The organism is Streptomyces sp. P5F9 (genome assembly GCF_057961495.1).
The window spans coordinates 1-20,847 of record NZ_JBXVPZ010000073.1 but is presented as its reverse complement, the minus strand read 5'-3'; the positions used below and the strand labels follow the sequence as shown (position 1 = coordinate 20,847).

The window sequence follows — 20,847 nt, the reverse complement described above, 5'->3', positions numbered from 1 at the left end:
TATCCGCCCCCCGGATGCCTCAGACGAAGGTTCGCGTCGGCAGCGGCTTGCCGTACCAGAGCTCGATCAGGCGGGCCGCGATCGAGATACCGTACGGGGGCAGCACCTCTTCTGACTCGAAGGCCGCGCGCAGTTCCTCGCGGGAGAACCAGCGGGCTTCGTGGATCTCGTCGCCGTCGACGTTGATGTCGGTCGAGGTGGCGCGGGCCATGAAGCCCAGCATGAGGCTGGACGGGAAGGGCCAGGGCTGGCTGGCGACGTACTCCACGTGGCCGACGGTGATGCCGGCCTCCTCGAAGACCTCGCGGCGCACCGACTGCTCGATGGACTCGCCGGGCTCCACGAAGCCGGCGAGCGTCGAGAAGCGGCCCTCGGGCCAGTGGACCTGGCGGCCGAGCAGGATGCGGTCCTCCTCGTCGGTGACGGCCATGATCACGGCGGGGTCGGTGCGCGGGTAGTGCTCCGCGCCGCAGGCCGGGCAGCGGCGGATGTGGCCGGCTGCGGCGATCACCGTGCGCTCGCCGCAGCGGGAGCAGAACCGGTGCAGGCGCTGCCAGTTCTCCAGGGCGACCGCGTGCACCATGAGGCCCACGTCCCGGGGTGACAGCAGCAGGCCCGCCTCGCGCAGGCCCGCGGGCCGCGCCGACTGGTCGATACGGCCGGGCAGCGCGTCCTTCTGGAGGGCGAAGTAGCTGACGCCGTCGTCGTCGGTGCCCAGGAAGTAGCGGTGCGCCTCGGTGAGCGGGGCCTCGAAGGACGGGGTCATTACGAGTTCGGTGTTGCCGTCGGGTGTCTCGTCGATGAGGACCTGGCCGCCGGAGACCACGAAGCAACGGGTGGAGGGGTGGCTCCATGCCGCGGCGAGCCAGGCCTCGTCGAGCCGGTGGTGGGCGGCTCGGTCGATGCCGCTCGGGGCGGTGAGCGAGATGGGTCGGTCGGCTGTGTGGTCGGTCCAGGTGGTCACGGGTGCTTCCAACTCCCCCGGCAATGCGGATTGTTTCGGCGGGCGGTTCAGCGGGACGTACGGCAGGAGGTGACCGGGTCCGGCGGGGACGGGGCGGTTCTTCCAGTGTGCCTCGCGCGCGTGGCGGTTCCGGTCGCGCGGGTTCGTCAGGGTGCGCGGCGCCAGGTGTCGGCGAGGTCTCCCCACAGGTGGGCGGTGGTTTCGACGCCCTTCAGGAGGAGGTCGATCTCGACCTTCTCGTTCGGGGCGTGCCAGCCGTCGGACGGGACGGAGATGCCCAGGAAGAGGACGGGTACCCCAAGGACTTCCTGGAGGTCGGCGGCCGGTCCCGAGCCGCCCTCGCGGGTGAAGAGGACCGGTTTCTCGAAGGCGCGGCCCATGGCGCGGACGACGGACTGCAGGGCCGGGTGGTCCAGGGGCGTCAGGCACGGGCGCGTGGCCGCGCTGAAGGTGATTTCCGGCCGGATTCCGTCGGGCACCTGCTGGGCGGCCCAGGCTCGGACGGCCTTCTCGATGTGGTCGGGGTCCTGGCCTGCGACCAGCCGGAAGGAGAGCTTCACCATGGCCGTGGACGGGATGATCGTCTTGCTGCCGGGGCCCTGGTAGCCACCGCCGATGCCGTTGACCTCGGCGGTGGGGCGGGCCCAGATGCGCTCCAGGGTGGTGTGTCCGGCCTCGCCGTGAGTGGCGTGCGACTTGGCGGTGCGCAGCCACTCCTTCTCGTCGAAGGGCAGCTCGGCGAAGAGTTCGCGCTCCTGGTCGGTGAGTTCGACGATGCCGTCGTAGAAGCCGGGGACGGCCACGCGTGCGTGCTCGTCGTGCAGCGCGGCGACGAGGCGGGCGGCGGCGGTCGCCGGGTTGGGCACCCCGCCGCCGAAGGAACCGGAGTGGATGTCCTGGTCGGGGCCCAGCAGCCGGATCTCGCACTCGGCGAGGCCGCGCATACCGGTGCACACCGTGGGGGTGTCCTCGGACCACATGCCGGTGTCGGAGACGATCACGGCGTCGGCGGCGAGCCGGTCGGCGTGCTCCTCGACGAGCGCTCGGAAGTGCGGGGAGCCGGACTCCTCCTCGCCCTCGACGAGCAGCTTCAGGTGCACGGCCGGGGCGGTACGGCCGGTGGCGGCGAGGTGGGCGCGGACGCCGAGTGTGTGGAAAAACACCTGGCCCTTGTCGTCGGCCGCCCCGCGCGCGTAGAGGCGGTTTCCGCGGACGACGGGCTCGAAGGGCTCGCTGTCCCAGCCGTCCTCGCGGGCGGCGGGCTGGACGTCGTGATGGCCGTAGACGAGGACCGCGGGTGCCTCGGGATCGTCGGAGGGCCACTCTGCGAAGACGGCTGGGGCGCCCGGGGTCGGCCAGACCTCGACGGTGGGGAAGCCGGTCTCCCGGAGTGCGGCGGCGAGCCAGTCCGCGCTGCGCCGGACGTCGGGCGTGTGCTCGGGCTGCGCCGACACGGACGGGATGCGCAGCCACTCGGCGAGGTCGTCGAGGAAGGCTGCGCGGTGCTGCTCGATGTACGTGCGGACCGCGCTGACGGCACTGTCAACGGTGTGGCTCATGGTCACGAGCCTATCGGCCCGCACTGACATCCTCGGTGGGCGGTTCCTCACAGTTTGCTTGCGCGCCCGGCTCCTCCAGCAGCAGCCGCTCCAGTGCGGCCCGGTCCGGGAGGTTCTCGGGGCGTACGACCTCACCGCCGCGCACGTACAGGAACGCGGCCATGACGGCCTCCAGGGGCACGCCCTGCCGCTCGGCCCAGGCCAGCCGGTAGATCGCGAGCTGGAGCGGGTCGGCGGTACGGGTACGGCTGGTCTTCCAGTCGAGGATCTCGTACGTCGCCCCGTCGCCGTCGCCCTGTCTGTAGACGGCGTCGATACGGCCCCGTACGACGCGGCCGGCGATCGCGAGCTGGAAGGGGGTCTCGACGCGGTAGGGCGTGCGCCGGGCGTACTCGGTGCGTTCGAAGGCTTCCTTGAGGGCTTCCAGGTCGCGTTCGTCGGCGATCTCGGCCTCGCTGCCTGGCAGTTCGTCCGGCTCCAGCATGGGCAGGGTCAGCTCTTCGTAGCGTGACTCCACCCACGCGTGGAAGCGGGTGCCCCGGCGTGCGGCGGGTTGCGGCGGGCGCGGCAGCGGGCGCGCGAGCTCCTGCGCGAGGGCGTCCGGGTCGGCGGCCAGGAGCATCAACTGGGTGGCGGTGAGCGAGGCCGGCAGGGGTACGTCTGTGACTCCTCGGCGGGCGCGGAGGAGTTCGCCGGTGAGGGCGTCGAGGTCGCGGTCCCAGGAAGCGATGGCTCGGGCTTCCTCGGGGGTGAGGCGCGTGCCGGGCGGTTCCGTGGGGTGCGGGCGTGCGCCGCCTGGCGCACTGGAGTGTTCGGCGGCGTGCGGGGCTGTCGCCTGGTGCGGGACGGTCGGGCGGTCCGTGGTCCAGGCGTCCCAGTCGGCGGGGTCGTCCTCCGGGAGGGCGTTTTCGGCTTCGGCCCCGGTTTCGGGGAGGGACTCCTCATACGGAGGCTCCCCGAAGGGGGGCTCGCCGTAAGGAGGTTCGTCGTCCTCAGGTGGCGGCGGCCAGTCCGGGTCGTCGTGGGCGTTCGGGTCGTGCGTGGCCGCGGGGTGGCCCTCGTCGTGGGAGGCGAGGTACTCCAAGTGGTTCATGACCAGCTTGGCGGCCTTGTGGCGGTGAGCCATCGCCGCGTCGTCCAGGGGCAGCGGCCAGGCCTGGTCGGCGGTGGCCGTGTGCAGGGCGGGGTTCTCCGCGCCCTCCTCGGGCTGGTCCGCCCAGGCCTCGATCTCGCCGTATCCGGCCGCGCAGTGGTCGTACAGGGCCTGGAGGAAGTCGGAGGGGCCGCGGGGCTTCTTCTGGGTGGGGCCCCACCAGTGGCCGGAGCCGAGCAGCAGGGAGCGGGGGCGGGTGAAGGTGACGTAGCCGAGGCGGAGTTCCTCGGTGTGCTGGTGGTCCTTCATGGCCTCGTGGAAGGACCTCAGGCCCTTGGAGTCCCAGGAAGCCACGTCGGGCAGGGTGGCGGTGTCGCCGCGCAGCGCGTGCGGCAGAACCTTGCCCTGGGCGGTCCACTTCTCCCGGCCCTGACCGCTGGGGAAGGTTCCGGTGACCAGGCCGGGGACGGCCACGACGTCCCACTCCAGGCCCTTGGACTTGTGCGCGGTGAGGACCTTGACGGTGTTCTCGCCGCCGGGCAGGGCGTTGTCGAGGCCCTTCTCGTACTGGGCGGCGGTGCGCAGGAAGCCGAGGAAGGCGAGCAGGCTCGCCTCGCCGTCGCCCGCGGCGAAGGAGGCGGCGACGTCCAGGAAGTTCGACAGGGTCTCGCGGCGGCGGGCGGCCAACGCGTGCGGGGACGCCGCCAGTTCGACCTCCAGGCCGGTGACGGCCAGGACCCGGTGCAGGACGTCCATCAGGGGGTCGGACAGGGATCGGCGCAGGTCGCGCAGCTCGGTGGCGAGGTGGGCGAAGCGCACGCGCGCGTCCGGTGAGAAGGGCAGCCCGTCGTCGTCCCCGGTGCGGTCGGCGCCGTACAGCGGTGTCTCCAGGAACGTGTCGAGGGCGTCGGCGAGCGATATCACCTCGGAGGGGTCGACCCCCTCGACGGCCTCGGCGAGTCGGCGGTCCGGGTCGTCATCGTCCCCCACGCGCGTGTGCGCCACCAGGAGCCGGGCGCGCCGGCCCAGGAGGGCGAGGTCGCGCGGGCCGATGCGCCAGCGCGGGCCGGTCAGCAGCCGGACCAGGGAGGCGTTGGCGCCGGGGTCCTGGAGGACTTCGCAGACGGCGACGAGGTCGGCGACCTCGGGCAGGTGCAGCAGCCCGGAGAGCCCGACCACCTCGACCGGGATGTCGCGGGCGACGAGGGCGCCCTGGATCTCGGCGAAGTCGGTGGCCGTACGGCACAGGACGGCGATCTCGCCGGGAGCCTTCCCGGTCCGTACGAGGTGGGCGATGGAGTCGGCGAGCCAGTCGATCTCCTCGGTGTGGGTGGGCAGCAGAGCGCAGCGGACCATGCCGTCGCGCTCGGCGCCGGGGGCCGGGCGGAGGGCCTCCACGCCCGCGTGCATGGCGCGCAGAGGTTCCGCGAGGTTGTTGGCGAGGTCGAGGAGGCGGCCGCCGCTGCGGCGGTTCTCGCTGAGCGACTGACGGGCGGCGAGGCGGCCGTCGGCGTGCGCGAAATGCTCGGGGAAGTCGTCGAGGTTGGCGACGGACGCGCCGCGCCAGCCGTAGATCGCCTGGCAGGGGTCGCCGACCGCGGTCACCGGGTGGCCCGTGCCGGCGCCGAACAGGCCTGCCAGGAGGATGCGTTGGGCGACCGAGGTGTCCTGGTACTCGTCGAGCAGCACCACCCGGAACTCGTCGCGCAGGATGTCGCCGACCTCGGGACGGGCGCGGGCCAGGGTCGCGGAGAGGGCGATCTGGTCACCGAAGTCGAGCAGGTCGCGCTCGCGCTTGGCGGTCCTGTAGCGGCTCACCAGCTCGGTGAGTTCACGCCGTGCGGCGGCCGCCTCGGGGACCTTGCGCAGCTCGGCGTTGCTGAGCTTGCGGCCTTCCAATGCGCGCAGCAGCTCGGCGTCGTAGGCGCGCAACTCCTCGGGGCGTACGAGGTGTTCGGACAGCTCGCCGTCGAGGGTGAGGAGGTCGCTGACGAGGTCGGGGAAGGAGCGGGTGAGGGCCGGGTAGGGGCCGGGGGCCTCGCGCAGCACGCGCGCGGCGAGCTGGAAGCGGGTGGCGTCGGCGAGCAGACGGGCCGTCGGTTCGAGTCCGATGCGCAGGCCGTGGTCGGTCAGGAGGCGGCCCGCGAAGGCGTGGTAGGTCGAGATCACGGGCTCGCCCGGAGGGTTGTCCGGGTCGATGACGTCGGGGTCGGTGACGCCTGCCTTGATGAGTGCCTTGCGGACGCGCTCGGCGAGTTCACCGGCGGCCTTGTTGGTGAAGGTCAGGCCGAGGACCTGCTCGGGGGCGACCTGGCCGGTGCCGACCAGCCACACCACGCGGGCCGCCATCACCGTCGTCTTGCCCGACCCGGCTCCGGCCACGATCACCTGCGGGGCGGGCGGCGCGATGATGCAGGCCGTCTGCTCCGGGGTGAAGGGGATGCCGAGGAGCTCCTTGAGCTGCTCGGGATCGGTGATACGGGCGGGCATGTCGGAGAGGCTAGCGGCGGCCACTGACAGTCGAGGACCAAACGCCCTCAGGTGCAGGAGAAGCGCAGGTCAGCACATGTGGTGCGATACGTCACGCGAGTTACTCGACGACGTGTCGTCCCTCGGGCCGCGCGCTGCACGAGGCCCGGAACGCGCAGTGCGCGCAGTGCTGGCCGGCCGTGGGCGTGAACCGTTCGTCCAGGACCTTGCCCGCGGCCGTGGCCAGCAGCTCACCGGCCCACTCCCCCTCCAGGGGCTCCTGGGCCTGCACCTTGGGCAGGGTCTCGCCGCCGTCCCGCTGTGTGGCGCCCTGGCGCAGCTGGACGAGTTCGGCGCCGCCGGGTTCGGGGCGCACTCCGTCGAAGGCCTCGTCGACGGCGCCTTCCTGGACGGCGAGTTGATAGACGGCGAGTTGGGGGTGGCGCTCCACCTCGCGGGCGGTGGGCGTCTGCTTGCCGGTCTTGAAGTCGACGACGTAGGCGCGTCCTTCGCCGTCCGCTTCGACGCGGTCCATGGAGCCGCGGATGCGCACTTCGTAGTCGCCCGCTTCGAGGGTGACGTCGAAGTCGTGCTCGCTGGCGACGGGCGTACGGCCGGGGCGGACGCCGTTGGAGTCGACGTGCCACTTCAGGAAGCGTTCGAGCGCCACGCGCGCGTTGTCCTTCTCCTGTACCGACTTCCAGGGCGCGTCGAAGGCGAGCGCGTTCCACACGGTGTCGAGGCGTTCCATGAGGGCGTCGAGGTCGGCGGGGGTGCGTCCGGAGGCGACCTCGTCGGCGAGGACGTGCACCACGTTCCCGAAGCCCTGGGCGGCGGTCGCGGGCGCGTCGGCCTTCACCTCACGGCCCAGGAACCATTGCAGGGCACAGGTGTTGGCGAGCTGGTCGAGGGCGCTTCCGGAGAGCACGACGGGCTGGTCGCGGTCGCGCAGCGGCACCTTGCTCTCGGTCGGTTCGTACATGCCCCACCAGCGGTACGGGTGCGCGGACGGAACCAGCGCGCGGCCCTCCTCGTCGGCGAGCGCGGCCAGCCGGGCCAGCCTCCGCGCGGCGGCCTCCCTGAGGGTCTCGGACACGCGCGGGTCGACGGTCGTGGCGCGCAGCTCGGCGACCAGTGCGGCGACCGACAGCGGACGGTGCGGGCGGCCGGTGACGTCCTTGGGCTCGACGCCGAGTTCGGTGAGGAAGCGGGACGGCTGGTCCCCGTCGTCCGCGGGTGCCTTCACGGCGGTGACGACGAGGCGTTCACGCGCGCGCGTGGCGGCGACGTAGAACAGGCGGCGTTCCTCGGCGAGCAGGGCTCCCGGGGTGAGCGGTTCGGCGAGTCCGTCACGGCCGATGCGGTCGGCCTCCAGGAGGGAGCCGCGCCGACGCAGATCCGGCCACAGGCCCTCCTGGACGCCTGCTACGACGACCAGGTTCCACTCCAGGCCCTTGGAGCGGTGTGCGGTCATCAGGCGTACGGCGTCGGGGCGTACGGCACGCCGTGTGAGCGTGTCGGCGGCGATGTCCTCGGCGTCGATCTCCTCCAGGAAGTTGAGGGCGCCCCGGCCCCCGGTGCGCTCCTCCGCGCGGGCGGCGGTCGCGAACAGCGCGCACACCGCGTCCAGGTCGCGGTCCGCGTTGCGCCCGGCCGCACCGCCGCGCAGTGCGGCCCGCTCCAGGCGCCCGGGCCACGGTGTGCCCTGCCAGAGGTCCCACAGCGCCTCCTCGGCCGTACCGCCGCCCGCCAGGCGCTCCCGTGCCTTGCGCAGCAGCGCGCCCAGGCGCTGGGCTCCCCGCGCGTACGTCGGGTCGTGCGCGACCAGCCGCTCCGGCTCGGCGAGCGCCCGCGTGAGCAGCTCGTCGGAGGGCGGCGGCACGGGGTTGCCACCGGCCCGCTCCTCCTCGCGCAGCGCCCGGCCCAGGCGGCGCAGGTCGGCGGCGTCCATGGCGGCGAGGGGGGAGGCGAGCAGGGTGAGGGCGGTTTCGGTGTCGAGCCAGGAGGAGGCAGCGGGCTCTTCGGGATCAACTTCCGGCGTGGCCTGTTCGTTCTCGGCTTCCGCCGCGGTCCGTTCGTCGTCGGCTTCCGACACGGCGTCTTCTACGGCTCGTACGGCTTCGGTGTCGTCCTCGGGCCGTACTGATGCTTCCGCCGCCGCCACCGCCCGCAGTGCCGTCAGCAGCGGTGCCACCGCCGGTTCGTGGCGCAGGGGCAGGTCGTCGCCGTCGATGTCCAGGGGGACGCCGGCCGCTGTGAGGGCGCGGCGGATCGTGGGGATGGTCCGGGAGCCGGCGCGTACCAGGACGGCCATGTCGTTCCAGGGGACGCCGTCCTCCAGGTGTGCCCTGCGGAGGATGTCGGCGATGTTGTCCAGCTCCGTGCCGGGGGTCGGGTAGGTGTAGACCTCGACGCGGCCGCCGTCGCGCACCGGGGACAACTCGCGGTGGGCGCGCACCTTCTGGGCCGGGAGCCTGGTCAGGGGCATGCGCTGGGTGAGCAGGCGGGTGGCGGTCAGCAGGGCGGCGCCTGAGCGACGGGAGGTCCGGAGAACCTCTACGGGGGCCGGACTGCCGTCCGCGCGCGGGAAGGCGCTCGGGAAGTCCAGGATGCCGTTCACGTCGGCGCCCCGGAACGTGTAGATCGACTGGTCGGGGTCGCCGAAGGCGACGAGGTTACGGCCACCGCCGGCGAGGGCGTGCAGCAGCCGTACCTGGGCCGGGTCGGTGTCCTGGTACTCGTCCACGAACACGGCGTCGTACTGCGCGGCGAGCCTCTCGGCGACCTCGGGGCGCTGGGCGAGGAGCACCGCGCGGTGGACCAGTTCCGCGTAGTCGAGCACTCCTTGGAGGTCGAGTACGTCCAGGTACTCGGCGAGGAAGGCGGCGGCCGCGCGCCAGTCGGGGCGGCCGATGCGGCGGGCGAAGGAGTCCAGGGAGTCCGGACCCAGGCCCAGTTCGCGGCTGCGGGCCAGGACCGCGCGGACCTCGTCGGCGAAGCCGCGGGTGGTGAGGCAGGCCCGCAGTTCGTCCGGCCAGCGCACGTGGGCGAGACCGAGGCGCTCCAGGTCGGGCTGGCCGGCGAGCAGTTCGCGTACGGCGACGTCCTGTTCGGGGCCGGACAGCAGCCGTAGCGGCTCGACGAACAGGTCGCTGTCCTGGTGGGCGCGGACCAGGGCGTAGCAGAACGAGTGGAAGGTGGTCGCGCGGGGGGCGCGGGCGGCGCCGATGCGCAGCGCCATGCGGTCGCGCAGCTCGACGGCCGCCTTGCGGCTGAACGTCAGCACGAGGATCCGCGCGGGGTCACCTCCCCGGGCGATCCGTGCCGCGACGGACTCCACGAGGGTGGTCGTCTTGCCGGTGCCCGGACCTGCGAGGACGAGCAGCGGACCGGCCTCGTGGTCAACCACGGAGCGCTGTGGCGCGTCCAGACGAGGGGGAGCCGGCCGGGTCGGCGGGGTACGCACCAGTCGGTAAGCGCCACGGCTCCCCTGTCGCACCTGGGGGTGCGACAGGCGCCTGGTGGAGGAAGAGGAGCTCACGTGGTTCGCCGGTCCTGGTGGGTGTGCTGGTTGCCTGACCACCGCGCGTGGAGGGCGGTGACCGCGAGGTGAGGGGGACAGGTGCAGCCGACGCTACGCCGACGGGTCACCGGGAAGCAGGACTTCCGCGCGTTCCCTCACGGCTCGCGCGCCCCTCGCGTCCCTCGCCCCTCGAACGTACGGCATGCCACGGACGTGCCGGGTTTCCCCCGTACGGGCCACAGGCCGCCCCGGGGCGCGTCCGATGGCGGAAGCTGTCAGGTGTGACCGTCCGCGCGCTCGCCGCCGTCCCATCGCGCCCGTTTCATGTCGACGCGCGGCAGGTGCCCCTCGGCGGATCTGCTCGCCTCCTTCAGAGGAGTGCCCTCCGCCCGGTAGTTGTCGAGCGCCCGCAGCTCGTGCCCCGGGAGCAGCACGCCGTCCGCGCGGACTACCCGCCACCACGGAACGGCTCCTCCGTAGAGGGCCATCACACGGCCGACCTGGCGCGGGCCGCCCTCCTCCAGCCATTCGGCGACGTCCCCGTACGTCATGACGCGCCCGGGCGGAATCCGTTCGGCCACGTCGAGGACGCGCTCCGCGTACTCGGGCAGCGCGTCGCCGTGCTCGGGGCCGGTGTCGTCCGGAAGGCTCTCCTCGCTCATCCGGCCCATCCTGCCGCACCCCACCGACAATGCGACGCGCTGGCGACTCTGCGTATCCCTCGCCCCGGAGCGGCGCGTGGGGCAGACTGTGCGCCCCCGCATTTGCACCCTGATGCCCCCGTGTGTCGGTGGGGCATGCCACCATCGTGCGGGCGGTGACCGGTGATACGAGATCAAGAAGAGACGATGAAGCAGCAGGGTGTGCATCCCGAAGACGCGGAGGGCACCTCTGACGCTGCGTCGCGCCCGGACACCGCCGACGCCCACGAGCAGGACCCCGCGGAGACGCCCGCGCCCGGCCCCATGCCCGGTCTCGACGACTGCGGCGACGACCCGCACGTCGAGGAGGTCGAGGGCGACGAACCGCTGCTGCCCGCGCGCGTGCACCGCCCTTCCGATCTCATGCGCCTCCTGGTGGGCTTTCTCGCGATCGTCGTACTGCTCGCGATCGCCGCGTTCGCGCACGGCACGACCTCGGGGCTCGAACAGGACATCAACAAGGGCACCGGGCAGGCGCCCGACCTGCTGATCAAGATCGCGGGGCTGGCGTCCAGCATCGCCATTCTGCTGGTGCCGGTCGCCTTCGCGATCGAGCGGCTGATCAAGCGGGACGGGCTGCGCATCGCCGACGGCGTGCTCGCGGCGGTCCTCGCGCACGGAGTGACGCTCGCCACGGACCTGTGGGTCGCGAAGGCCGCCCCGGGCTCCATCCAGGAGGCGCTCACCCAGCCCTCCCCCGGCGACATCCACGCCCTCACCGACCCGGTGCACGGCTATCTGGCGCCCGTCATCGCCTACATGACGGCCGTAGGCATGTCCCGGAGGCCGCGCTGGCGCTCCGTGCTGTGGATTGTGCTGCTGCTCGACGCCTTCTCAATGCTGGTCACCGGGTACACGACGCCGTTCTCGATCATCCTGACGGTGTTGATCGGCTGGACCGTGGCCTACGGGACGCTGTACGCGGTGGGTTCGCCGAACGTCCGTCCTACCGGACGGACGCTGATGGCGGGCCTGCGGACGGTCGGCTTCCACCCCGTGGGCGCCGCCCGCGAGGAGGTCGTCGACACGGAGAACGGCGACCGCGGCCGGCGCTACTTCGTGACCCTGGAGGACGGTCCGCCGCTGGACGTCACCGTGGTCGACCGCGAACAACAGGCCCAGGGGTTCTTCTACCGGGCGTGGCGCAATCTGACGCTGCGCGGCTTCGCGACCCGCAGCAGCCTCCAGTCGCTGCGCCAGGCGCTGGAGCAGGAGGCCCTGCTGGCGTACGCGGCGATCGCGGCCGGGGCCAACGCCCCGAAGCTGATCGCGACCTCGGAGCTCGGCCCCGACGCCGTGATGCTCGTCTACGAGCACACCGGCGGGCGCACGCTCGACTCGCTCGCGGACGAGGAGATCACCGACGATCTGCTGCGCCTGACCTGGCACCAGGTGCAGGCACTGCAGTCGCGGCGCATCGCCCACCGCAGACTCGCCGGTGACGCGATTCTGGTGGATCGTTCCGGCACGGTGATCCTCACGGATCTGCGGGGCGGCGAGATCGCCGCCGGTGAGCTGCTGTTGCGCATGGACGTCGCCCAGTTGGTGACGACGATCGGTCTGCGGGTGGGCGCCGAGCGCGCGGTGGCCTCGGCGGTCGGTGTCCTCGGTCCCGACGCCGTGGCCGACTGTCTGCCGATGCTCCAGCCGATCGCGTTGTCGCGCTCCACGCGCGCGACGCTGCGACGCCTGTCCAGGGAACGCGCTCAGCGTGAGCGCGACGCGATCCTGGAGGCGTCCCAGCAGACCAGGCTGGCCCGCGCGGAGGAGGCCTCGGAGGGCTCCACTCCCGTACTGGAGAAGCCCGACAAGAAGGCCGTGCGCGCGGAGCAGCGGGCCGAGAAGCGGGCCATCGACGACGCGTTGGACGAAGCGCGCGAGGAGGATCTGCTCACCCAGATCCGTCATCAGGTGCTGCTGATCAGACCGCAGGCGCACGTCGAACCGGCCCGTCTGGAGCGGGTGCGGCCGCGCACGCTGATCAGTTTCATCGCGGGCGCGATCGGCGCGTACTTCCTGCTGACGCAGCTCACGCACATCGAGTTCGGTCCTCTCGTCGCCAACGCCCAGTGGGGCTGGGTGGCTGCGGCCGTGCTGTTCTCGGCGCTGAGCTACTTCGCGGCGGCGATGGCCCTCCTGGGGTTCGTGCCGGAGCGGGTGCCGTTCCTGCGGGCCGTGGCGGCGCAGGTCGCCGGGTCGTTCGTGAAGATCGTGGCCCCGGCCGCGGTCGGCGGTGTCGCCCTGAACACGCGCTTCCTGCAGCGTGCCGGGGTGCGGCCCGGGCTCGCGGTGGCGAGTGTCGGCGCGTCGCAGCTGTTCGGTCTTGGCTGCCACATCCTGATGCTGCTCTCGTTCGGCTATCTGACCGGCACCGAGAAGACGCCGTCGCTGTCGCCGTCCCGGACGGTCATCGCCGGTCTGCTGACGGTGGCGGTGCTCGTGCTCGTGGTGACCTCGGTGCCGTTCTTGCGGAAGTTCCTCGTCACGCGCGTGCGGTCGCTTTTCGCGGGCGTCATCCCGCGCATGCTCGACGTGCTGCAGCGGCCGCAGAAGCTGGTCACCGGCATCGGCGGCATGCTGCTGCTGACGGCCTGCTTCGTGATGTGCCTGGACGCGTCGATCCGGGCGTTCGGCGACGACTCGACGTCGCTCAGCCTGGCCAGCGTCGCCGTCGTCTTCCTCGCGGGCAACGCGCTCGGTTCCGCGGCGCCGACCCCGGGCGGTGTGGGCGCGGTCGAGGCGAGCCTGACCCTCGGTCTGATCGCCGTGGGCCTCCCCAAGGAGGTCGCCGCTCCGGCGGTGCTCCTGTACCGGCTGCTGACGCTGTGGATCCCGGTGCTGCCGGGCTGGCTGTTCTTCAACCACCTGTCCCGCAAGGGCTCCCTGTAGAGCACACACGGACACGCACGCGTGCGTACCTCGTACGGCCCGCGCCCCGAGCGCACCGCCGTGTACGACCCCAGGATGGGGTCATGCCGAACCCCTCCCGGCTGCGTGCCGCTGCCCTGACCGCCACCGTCGTCCTGCTGTCCGCCACGCTGGCGGGCTGCGGCGGCGACTCCAAGGACGAGGATCCGACGGCCCAGAAGCTGAGCTGGAAGGACTGTCCGGCCCCGTCCGAGTCGGAGGGCGGCGGCGCCGCGCCGTCGCCGCTGCCGAACGGCACCAAGTGGCAGTGCGCCACCATGAAGGCGCCGCTCGACTGGAGCAAGCCCAAGGGTGACACGATCGGACTCGCCCTGGTGCGGGCGAAAGCCAGCGGGGACAAGAGCAAGCGGATCGGCTCGCTCGTCTTCAACTTCGGCGGCCCCGGCGGCTCGGGCGTCACCACGCTGCCCGCCTTCGGCGAGGACTACGCGACCCTGCGCACCCGCTACGACCTGGTGAGCTTCGACCCGCGCGGGGTGGGCCGCAGCGCCGGCGTCGAGTGCGAGAGCGACTCCCAGCTCGACCAGTACTTCCAGCAGGACGCGACCCCGGACACCACGGCCGAGCGCACCAAGCTCCTGGCCGACACCAAGCAGTTCAACGCGGCCTGCGAGAAGCACTCCAAGAAGATGCTCCCCCAGGTGCGCACCACCGACGCGGCCCGCGACATGGACCTGATGCGCCAGGTCCTCGGCGACGACAAGCTGCACTACTTCGGCATCTCCTACGGCACCGAACTCGGCGGCGTCTACGCCCACCTGTTCCCCAAGCACGTGGGGCGCGCCGTCTTCGACGCGGTCGTCGACCCCACCCAGAACTCCGAACAGGGCTCCCTGGGACAGGCCAAGGGCTTCCAGCTCGCGCTCGACAACTTCGCCGACGACTGCACGTCGAAGACCACGGACTGCCCGATCGGCGACACCGCGCAGGACGTCAAGGACCGCATCGCCAAGCTGCTCAAGGACCTGGACACCAAGCCGATCCCGGGCATCTTCCCCCGCCAGTTGACCCAGACCGCCGCCACGAACGGCATCGCTCAGGCGCTGTACTCGAAGGACTTCTGGGAATACCTCACCGAGGGCCTCGAACAGGCATACAGCGGTGACGGCAAGGTCCTCATGGCGTTGTCCGACTCCATGAACGGGCGCAGCGAGAACGGCGAGTACAGCAACATCACGGCGGCGAACATCGCCATCAACTGCGCCGACGACAAACCGAGATACACCGCCGACTACGTGGAGCAGAAGCTGCCCGAGTTCCGGGCAGCCTCTCCCCTCTTCGGCGACTTCCTCGCCTGGGGCATGGTCAGCTGCACCGACTGGGCCGTGCCGGGCGCCGCCGACCATCCCGATGTGAGCGCGGCCGGGTCGCCGCCGATCCTCGTCGTGGGCAACACCGGTGACCCGGCCACGCCGTACGAGGGCGCGCGGAAGATGGTGGACGCGCTGGGCAAGGGCGTCGCGGTCGAGCTGACGTACAAGGGCCAGGGGCACGGGGCGTACGACAGCAAGAACAAGTGCGTGCAGAGCGCGGTGAACGGCTATCTGCTGAACGGGAAAGTCCCGGCGGCCGGCACCGTCTGCTCCTGAACCCATCTCCCGAAATCCGGGCAAACGCGCAGGTCAAAAGGTTATCCACAGGCCATCACGGGCTCGGCTCGCGCCGCCTACTATGGCCTGACCGCCATCCGCTGCGTGACGCGGACGGCCTGCGAGGGGGGAATGCACATGGCGCGATTCGTACGGTGGACGGCCCTGATGGCCGCCGCCGCACTGCTGACGGCCGGCTGTAGCAGCGGCTCGTCCGACGACGGCAAGGACGGCGCGGGCGCGGGGGACGCCAAGCCGTCCGCAGCCGACTCGTCCTCTTCTACCTCTACGACGGCTGCGCTGCCCGCGTCGCTGACCGGGCAGAAGCTCGACTGGGGGCGCTGCAAGGCCACCGCCGACTCGGCCGCGCCGAGCAGCGACTGGCAGTGCGCGACGCTCAAAGTGCCGCTGGACTGGGCGAAGCCGGACGGCTCCACGATCGGGCTCGCGCTGATCCGTTCCAAGTCGACGGGCGGCGACCGCATCGGTTCGCTTCTGTTCAACTTCGGCGGCCCCGGCGGCTCGGGCGTGGACTACATGCCGGCGTACGCCACCACGGTGTCCGCGCTGCACGAGCGTTACGACCTGGTGAGCTGGGACCCGCGCGGGGTCGGCGCCAGCGAGGGCGTCCGCTGCCGCGGCGACAAGGCGATCCAGGCCTCCGAGGACATCGACGCCACGCCGGACACACCGGCCGAGGAGACGGCGTACTTCCAGGACGCCACCGACTTCGGCAAAGGCTGCGAGAAGGCCGCCGGGAAGCTGATGGCGCATGTGTCGACGACCGACACGGCCCGCGACATGGACCTGATGCGCCAGGTGCTGGGTGACACGAAGATGCACTACTTCGGCATCTCGTACGGCACCGAACTCGGCGGCGTCTATGCCCACTTGTTCCCCAAGAAGGTGGGGAGGCTGATCCTGGACGCGGTCGTCGACCCGAGCGCCGACTCGGTGGGCCACGCGCTGAACCAGACCCGGGGTTTCCAGCGCGCGCTGGACGACTACCTCAAGTCGACGGACCAGGACCCGGCTCAGGGCTCGAAGAAGATCGCGGCCCTGTTGAAGCGGATGGACGCCAAGCCGCTGGCCACCTCGACCGGGCGGAAGCTGACCGAGACGCTCGCGCTGACCGGCATCGTCCTCCCGCTCTACAGCAAGGAGAGCTGGCCCACCCTGACCAGCGCCCTGAACTCCGCGGAGGAGGGCGACGGTTCGGAGCTGCTGGCCCTCGCCGACGGCTACAACGACCGTGACAGCGCGGGGCACTACGGCACGACGACCCATTCCCAACGGGTCATATCGTGCTTGGACGACAAGCAGCGGCCGACGCCCGCGCAGACGCAGAAGCTGCTGCCCGAGTTCGAGAAGATCTCCCCCGTGTTCGGCGACTTCCTGGGCTGGGACACGGCCGGGTGGTGTCACGACTGGCCGGTGGCCGGGCAGTACGACACCCCGGAGGTCAGCGCGCCCGGTGCGGCGCCGATCCTGGTGGTCGGCAACACCGGGGACCCGGCGACGCCGTACGAGGGTGCCCGCAAGATGGTCGACGAGCTGGGCGAGGGCGTCGGTATGGAGCTCACCTGGAAGGGCGAGGGACACGGGGCGTACGGGAGCGGGAGCGACTGCGTCGACTCGACGGTGGACGCGTATCTGCTGAAGGGGGCGGTGCCCAAGGACGGGAAGGTCTGCGCCTCGTAGCCGGGGCGGTCGGGGCGACGGGGGCAGCGGAAAGGGGCCCGGCACCGGTGGTGCCGAGCCCCTCCCGGGAAAGCGTGGGTCTAGTAGACGGGCTTGTCGGGCTCGATCTGGTTGACCCAGCCGATCACGCCGCCGCCGACATGGACCGCGTCCGCGAAGCCGGCCGACTTGAGGACGGCGAGGACCTCCGCACTGCGGACACCCGTCTTGCAGTGCAGGACGATCTTCTTGTCCTGCGGGAGCGTCTCCAGGGCGGTGCCCATGAGGAACTCGTTCTTGGGGATCAGCTTGGCGCCGGGGATCGAGACGATCTCGTACTCGTTGATCTCGCGGACGTCGATGATCTCGATGTTCTCGCCGTCGTCGATCCACTCCTTGAGCTGCTTGGGAGTGATCGTCGAGCCGGCGGCCGCCTGCTGGGCCTCCTCGGAGACGACGCCGCAGAAGGCCTCGTAGTCGATGAGTTCGGTGACGGTCGCGTTCGGGCCGCAGACCGCGCAGTTGGGGTCCTTGCGGACCTTGACCTGCCGGTACTGCATCTCCAGGGCGTCGTAGATCATCAGGCGGCCGACGAGCGGGTCGCCGACGCCGGTGAGGACCTTGATCGCCTCGGTGACCTGGATGGAGCCGATGGACGCGCACAGCACGCCCAGGACGCCGCCCTCGGCGCAGGACGGGACCATGCCGGGGGGCGGGGGCTCCGGGTAGAGGCAGCGGTAGCACGGGCCGTGCTCGGACCAGAAGACGGAGGCCTGGCCGTCGAAGCGGTAGATCGAACCCCACACGTACGGCTTGTTCAGCAGCACGGCGGCGTCGTTGACCAGGTAGCGGGTCGCGAAGTTGTCCGTGCCGTCGACGATCAGGTCGTACTGGCTGAAGATATCCATCACGTTCTCGGCCTCAAGCCGCTCTTCGTGGAGGATCACGTTCACGTACGGATTGATGCCCAGCACGGAGTCACGCGCCGACTCGGCCTTGGAGCGGCCGATGTCGGCCTGGCTGTGGATGATCTGGCGCTGCAGGTTCGACTCGTCGACCTCGTCGAACTCCACGATGCCGAGCGTGCCCACGCCCGCCGCGGCCAGGTACATCAGCGCCGGCGAGCCCAGACCGCCGGCGCCCACACAGAGCACCTTGGCGTTCTTCAGCCGCTTCTGCCCGTCCATGCCCACGTCGGGGATGATCAGGTGGCGGGAGTACCTGCGGACCTCGTCTACGGTGAGCTCGGCAGCCGGCTCGACCAGGGGTGGCAGCGACACGGGGACTCCGTTGGTCGGTCAATCACTACAGTTGTTCTCCCCGTAACACTGCCATGCCCTTCTTCATTCCGAGACACCCGTTCCGATCCGCGAGACGATCTCGTCCCAGTAGCCGGGCATGGTCTCCCAGGGGTCGGTGCGGCCTCCGTGATCGGTGCGGTCGGTGAAGTAGATCGTCGAGGCGCCCTGCCAGCGGGCGATGCGCAGCGCCTCGTCGAGATGGCCGCGCGGGACGCCGTGCACGAAGTGGCAGAACCGCTCGGGCGGGTAGTCGGCGGTCCACTCGGCGACCTGCGACCAGCGGTATTCGCTCCACGGGCCCGAGAAGGTCACCAACTGGTCGGCGCACTCGGCGTATCCGGGGTACGGGTGGGTGCCGTGCCCCAGGACGATGTGGGCGCCGTCACGGATCTCGCGGAGTGCGCCGGCCGTGCGGCGGGCCTCGGGGAGCGCTGCCCGGTCGGTGGGACAGCGGTCCAGGAGGAAGCCGTCGACCTGGTACCAGTCGCGGTAGCGGTGTGCCTCGGAGATCAGGTCGCCGAAGGTGCGGGCGCCGTGGGCGGCGTCCAGGTGGCCGAGGACGCGGACGCCGGTGTTGCGGAGCCGCCCGGCCGCCTCCAGGCAGTGCGGGTCGGGGCGGGCCCCCGGTCCGGAGGAGACGTTGAGGACGACCCAGTGCAAGGGGGTGCCGGGGCGGGCGAGTTCGCCCCATTCGGTCGGCGCGACGAGGGGGTGCGCGTAGCCGGGGATGCCGAAGCCGGTGCGGACGTCGGTGCTCGCGGTGCCCGGGGTCGTGCTGGTCAGATGCGGCATGCCGCCTCCATCCAGATGTCGGCGAGGGACTCTTCGAGGTTGATCCGGGGCCGCCAGCCGAGCCGGTCGCGCGCGGTGCGCACATCCGCCTGCTGCCAGCTCCCGCAGCCGTCCGGGTACGGGTACGCGACTGGGGCCGCGTGGTCGGGATCGGTGCGGGGGTGCCCGATGGCCGCCCTCAGCGGGCCGGGCGGGCCGTCCAGTTCGTGCAGGGCGCCGCCGTATCCGGCCACGCGGGCGAGGACGGCGGCGGCGTCGCGCAGCCGGACCGCGCGGCCCGAGCCGATGTTGATGACGCCCTGCGCGGCGGAGAGCGAGGCGGCGTGGACGGCGCGGGCCACGTCCCGTACGTCGACGAAGTCGCGCTGCGCGCCCAGGCCGCCGAGCTTGAGTTCGCCGTCGCCGGACTGCATGGCCCGGCGCATGGCCTCGGCGAGCCGGCCGAGCGGGGAACCGGCGGGGGTACCGGGTCCGGCGGGCGAGAAGACGCGCAGTACTACGGCGTCGAGGCCGGAGCCCAGGACCAGTTCGGTGGCGGCGAGTTTGCTGACGCCGTACGGGCCGCCGGGGCGGGGTACGGCGTCCTCGGCCGTGGAGGAACCGGGCTGGCTGGGGCCGTACTCCGCGCCGCAGCCGATCTGAACGAGCCGGGCTCCGCAGCCGCTGCGGCGCAGGGCCTCGCAGACGGTGGCGACGGCGACGGTGTTGTGCCGGGTGAGCTCGCGGGCGCCGCCGCGGGTGGCGCCGGCGCAGTTGATGACGACTCCGGGGTGGACGGCGTCCAGGAAGCGGGTGAGCGCGCCGGGGCTGCCGGTCGCGAGGTCGAAGCGGACGTCGGCGTCGTCGCCGCGGCCGAGCGCGGTGAGCTGGACGGCCGGGTCGGCGAGCAGGCGGTCGGCGACGAAGCGGCCGAGGTAGCCGTTGGCTCCGATCAGCAGGACCCTCATCGGACGGCTCCCGGGGCCGACTCTCCGGATCGGGAGGTGATCATCTGGTGTTCTCCTTCACAGGGTGATGCGGTTGCCTCCGGCGGTGGGGCCGGGCGCCTGCGGCTGGGTGACGCGTCTGGTTGGTGCGGGTCATCGGCGGCGTCACCGCGGCTCGTTCGCCGACGCGTGCGCGGAGGCTCTGGTCAGGGTGCGGGTGGTGTGGAACAGGAGGGCCAGGCCGGCTGCTCCGCAGGCCAGGGCGGGGATGCCGCCCGGGCCCCAGGAGGCCAGGACGGTTTCGACGGGCGTGGCCAGGAAGCCGCAGCCGGGGAGCCGGCCGATGAGGTCCGTGGCCAGGGCCGTCGCCTCCGTCGCGGCCGCCGCGCCGAGCGCGAGGGTCGGGGCGCAGGTGAAGCCGTGGACGGTGAGGAGGCGGGCGAGCAGCAACAGAGCGCCCAGGGTGATGGCTTGGGCGTACGCGGCGGGCTCGCCCAGGGCCGCGCCACAGAGGGCGAGGAGGGCGGTCAGGGCGCACAGGAACAGGGCGAACGTGCCAAGCAGCAGCGGTCGTACGGAGTCGGCGAAGTCCTCAAGTCCGCGACTGATCGCGAGCTTTCGCCGAGCGCGCACGGCGAAGTGGTGGGCGCACCAGGCCGCGGGGGCGCAGGCCAGGGTGAGGGCCAGGACCGGCGCGGTGGCCGTGGACCAGGCTCCGCCCGCGATGCCGGTCGGCAGGCCGTCGGGTCCGCCGTCGTCCGCCGCGCGGAGCAGTCCGTCGCCGAGGAGGGCGTAGGCCAGCAGCCAGTACGTCCACAGGCGCGTGCCGGGGGGCGTGCGCCACGCGTGCGTGCCGGGCGGGTTGCTCAACGGGCCGCGGCCGAGGGCCACGCGCACACCGAGCGCCACGGCGAGAACGCCGCCGACGGCCACCGCCAGCCGCGGCTGGCCGTCCGTGAGCCGCACTCCGGTCACGGCCGCGGCGCAGAGGACTCCGGGCAGGAGGGCGAGTACGGCCCAGCCGGCGCGGGGCGCTTGTCCGGTTACGGCATCGGAGGGCGGGGCCGCCGCGTCGTCGCGGGGCGCGCGTGCGTACATCTCCTCGGCGAGCGAGAACACGTCCCGGTGCCGGAAGCGGGCGGCGGTCCGGTCGGTGACGCCGTGTGCTTCCAGCCCCGCCGCGATCTCCAGCGGGTCGACGGCCCGTTCGCACAGCTCGCGGTGACGGTGCATCAGCGCCTTGACCGGGTCGGCGGCGCCGCGGCGGGGCTGGAAGCACACGGCGTCACCGACCGGACCGCCGCCCGCTTCCGGCACCGGGA

General features: G+C 72.0%; 12 protein-coding genes. 3 read left to right on the top strand and 9 right to left on the bottom strand.

Features of this window, described 5'->3' with window-relative positions; genetic code table 11:
• Positions 1 to 19 precede the first annotated feature (19 nt).
• The 5 genes from nudC to AC31A1_RS15005 all read right to left on the bottom strand — a co-directional run bounded on the left by nudC (position 20) and on the right by AC31A1_RS15005 (position 10,270).
• A complete protein-coding gene (nudC, locus tag AC31A1_RS15025; RefSeq protein WP_489653791.1) occupies positions 20 to 964 on the bottom strand; it encodes an NAD(+) diphosphatase in 945 nt (314 codons plus the stop codon).
• Positions 965 to 1,110: 146 nt separating this feature from the next.
• Positions 1,111 to 2,523, bottom strand: coding sequence for a dipeptidase (locus tag AC31A1_RS15020; RefSeq protein WP_489653790.1), 1,413 nt, complete (start codon positions 2,521 to 2,523; stop codon positions 1,111 to 1,113).
• Between the two features lie 10 nt (positions 2,524 to 2,533).
• Positions 2,534 to 6,106 (bottom strand): ATP-dependent helicase, encoded by a 3,573-nt coding sequence (locus AC31A1_RS15015; RefSeq protein WP_489653789.1) that lies wholly within the window; start codon positions 6,104 to 6,106, stop codon positions 2,534 to 2,536.
• A 100-nt stretch (positions 6,107 to 6,206) separates the two neighbouring features.
• Positions 6,207 to 9,626, bottom strand: coding sequence for an ATP-dependent helicase (locus tag AC31A1_RS15010; RefSeq protein WP_489653788.1), 3,420 nt, complete (start codon positions 9,624 to 9,626; stop codon positions 6,207 to 6,209).
• A 257-nt stretch (positions 9,627 to 9,883) separates the two neighbouring features.
• A complete protein-coding gene (locus AC31A1_RS15005; protein ID WP_489653787.1) occupies positions 9,884 to 10,270 on the bottom strand; it encodes an MGMT family protein in 387 nt (128 codons plus the stop codon).
• Between the two features lie 186 nt (positions 10,271 to 10,456).
• Between AC31A1_RS15005 and AC31A1_RS15000 the strand changes: the two genes are divergently transcribed.
• The 3 genes from AC31A1_RS15000 to AC31A1_RS14990 all read left to right on the top strand — a co-directional run bounded on the left by AC31A1_RS15000 (position 10,457) and on the right by AC31A1_RS14990 (position 16,527).
• Positions 10,457 to 13,198 carry a lysylphosphatidylglycerol synthase transmembrane domain-containing protein gene (locus AC31A1_RS15000; protein ID WP_489653786.1) on the top strand — a complete coding sequence of 914 codons (2,742 nt, stop codon included), beginning with the start codon at positions 10,457 to 10,459 and terminating at the stop codon, positions 13,196 to 13,198.
• An 83-nt stretch (positions 13,199 to 13,281) separates the two neighbouring features.
• Positions 13,282 to 14,826 (top strand): alpha/beta hydrolase, encoded by a 1,545-nt coding sequence (locus AC31A1_RS14995; RefSeq protein ID WP_489653785.1) that lies wholly within the window; start codon positions 13,282 to 13,284, stop codon positions 14,824 to 14,826.
• Between the two features lie 138 nt (positions 14,827 to 14,964).
• Positions 14,965 to 16,527 (top strand): alpha/beta hydrolase, encoded by a 1,563-nt coding sequence (locus AC31A1_RS14990; protein WP_489653784.1) that lies wholly within the window; start codon positions 14,965 to 14,967, stop codon positions 16,525 to 16,527.
• Positions 16,528 to 16,607: 80 nt separating this feature from the next.
• Here the strand turns inward: AC31A1_RS14990 and moeZ are convergent, their stop codons facing one another.
• The 4 genes from moeZ to AC31A1_RS14970 form a co-directional block, all read right to left on the bottom strand.
• Complete coding sequence (gene moeZ, locus AC31A1_RS14985) at positions 16,608 to 17,786, bottom strand: adenylyltransferase/sulfurtransferase MoeZ (RefSeq protein WP_406122358.1); 1,179 nt, start codon at positions 17,784 to 17,786, stop codon at positions 16,608 to 16,610.
• 63 nt (positions 17,787 to 17,849) lie between these two features.
• Complete coding sequence (locus tag AC31A1_RS14980) at positions 17,850 to 18,599, bottom strand: spherulation-specific family 4 protein (RefSeq protein WP_489653783.1); 750 nt, start codon at positions 18,597 to 18,599, stop codon at positions 17,850 to 17,852.
• Positions 18,587 to 19,546, bottom strand: a complete 960-nt coding sequence (locus tag AC31A1_RS14975) for an NAD-dependent epimerase/dehydratase family protein (RefSeq protein ID WP_033282020.1) — start codon at positions 19,544 to 19,546, stop codon at positions 18,587 to 18,589. The genes AC31A1_RS14980 and AC31A1_RS14975 overlap by 13 nt, the downstream gene beginning before the upstream one ends.
• Before the next feature lie 144 nt (positions 19,547 to 19,690).
• Positions 19,691 to 20,842, bottom strand: a complete 1,152-nt coding sequence (locus AC31A1_RS14970) for a hypothetical protein (RefSeq protein ID WP_489653799.1) — start codon at positions 20,840 to 20,842, stop codon at positions 19,691 to 19,693.
• Positions 20,843 to 20,847 lie beyond the last annotated feature (5 nt).

Bases quoted from the DNA above. Each gene is read 5' to 3' on its own strand.
- AC31A1_RS15020 (WP_489653790.1), bottom strand. From the start codon at position 2,523: ATGAGCCACACCGTTGACAGTGCCGTCAGCGCGGTCCGCACGTACATC.
- AC31A1_RS15015 (WP_489653789.1), bottom strand. From the start codon at position 6,106: ATGCCCGCCCGTATCACCGATCCCGAGCAGCTCAAGGAGCTCCTCGGC.
- AC31A1_RS15005 (WP_489653787.1), bottom strand. From the start codon at position 10,270: ATGAGCGAGGAGAGCCTTCCGGACGACACCGGCCCCGAGCACGGCGAC.
- AC31A1_RS15000 (WP_489653786.1), top strand. From the start codon at position 10,457: ATGAAGCAGCAGGGTGTGCATCCCGAAGACGCGGAGGGCACCTCTGAC.
- AC31A1_RS14995 (WP_489653785.1), top strand. From the start codon at position 13,282: ATGCCGAACCCCTCCCGGCTGCGTGCCGCTGCCCTGACCGCCACCGTC.
- AC31A1_RS14990 (WP_489653784.1), top strand. From the start codon at position 14,965: ATGGCGCGATTCGTACGGTGGACGGCCCTGATGGCCGCCGCCGCACTG.
- AC31A1_RS14980 (WP_489653783.1), bottom strand. From the start codon at position 18,599: ATGCCGCATCTGACCAGCACGACCCCGGGCACCGCGAGCACCGACGTC.
- AC31A1_RS14975 (WP_033282020.1), bottom strand. From the start codon at position 19,546: ATGAGGGTCCTGCTGATCGGAGCCAACGGCTACCTCGGCCGCTTCGTC.